1 protein-coding gene is annotated in these 1,337 nt (G+C 68.1%); it reads left to right on the top strand.

What is annotated here, in order from left to right; translation table 11 throughout:
* Positions 1–1,337 (top strand): Ig-like domain-containing protein (locus D4Q51_RS00005; protein WP_205689414.1); only part of this gene is annotated, 1,337 nt, incomplete at both ends.

Raw genomic sequence — 1,337 nt, 5'->3', positions numbered from 1 at the left:
GTGGCCGATGTCTATGTCTCGACCCAGGCGACCTACGGCACGGTGACCTACAACCCGGTGACGGGCCTGTTCACCTACACGCCTGCGCCGGGCGCGGGCTCGAACGGCAACCTGACCGACAGCTTCGAGTACACCATCGTCGATGGCGACGGCGACATGTCGACCGCGACGGTCAACGTGACGCTGCAGCCCGACAGCGAGCCGCAGGGCGGCCAGGCCAGTGCGGCAGTGGACGATGACGGCCTGACGGGCGGCAACCCTGCTTCGACCGATGGCGACCTTGATGCCAATGCGGGCGACGATCCGCTCGACACGAGCGAGGCGAGCTTCACCGGCAACCTGGTGGTGAGCGTCGGCAACGACACGCCGGCAAGCGTCAGCTTTGCAGCGGGCGTCGACGGCTCGACCGCGAGCGTGGGCACCGAGACCGTGACCTACTCGGTGGTCGGCTCTGTCCTTACCGCGACCGTGACCGGCGGCGACCGTGACGGGACGGACCTGTTCACGGTGACGATCACCGATGCAGCGACGGGCGCGTACCAGGTGGTGCTGCTCGACAACGTGCTGCATGCGAGCGGCAATGCCGAGAACAACGCCTCGGCCTCGATCGGCTTCACGATCTCCGACAGCGAAGGCGACACCGCGCCGACCACGCTCCTCATCGACTTCGACGACGATGCGCCGACGGCGGTGGCCGACACGGATAGCGTGACCGAAGGCGGCAGCACGAGCGGCAATGTGCTCACTGGCAATGCCGATGCGTTCGGTGCCGATGGCGCCGACAGCGGCGGCGGCGTGGTGGGCGTTCGCGCCGACGGCAGCCCGGCGAACACGACGACGGCGGTGCTGACCGGCACGGGCGTAGCCATTGCGGGCGACTACGGCACGCTGACGCTGAACGCGGATGGCAGCTACACCTACCAGAGCACGGCAGGTGCGGTGACGGGCGACGAGCAGGACGTGTTCGTCTACACCATCCGCGATGCGGACGGCGACCTGTCGACGACCACGCTGACCATCGACGTTGCCAACGTGACGCTGGAAGGCGACGACCAGACCAAGGTGGTCAACGAAGCGGCGCTGGACCTTGTCGCGGACGACCGCGGCGCTGCCGGCCCCTCGCTGGAAGACGATCTTGCCCCGGGCACGGTCGAGGGCAGCAACCCCGGCCTCGATACCGAGACGGTGACCGGCCAGCTGACGGTTGCAGGCGACGGCGTGACCTACACGCTGACCGGCGGCACCGATGCCTACGGCCAGCTGCAACTCAACAGCGACGGCAGCTACACCTACACCCTCACCAGCCCGTTCACGACCACACCGGCGGCGAACGATGG

It is taken from the genome of Aurantiacibacter odishensis (assembly GCF_003605195.1).
In the GTDB taxonomy this organism is placed as follows: Bacteria; Pseudomonadota; Alphaproteobacteria; order Sphingomonadales; family Sphingomonadaceae; genus Alteraurantiacibacter; species Alteraurantiacibacter odishensis.
Note: the sequence above shows the minus strand (reverse complement) of the source record. Positions and strands in the feature narration are given on the sequence as shown.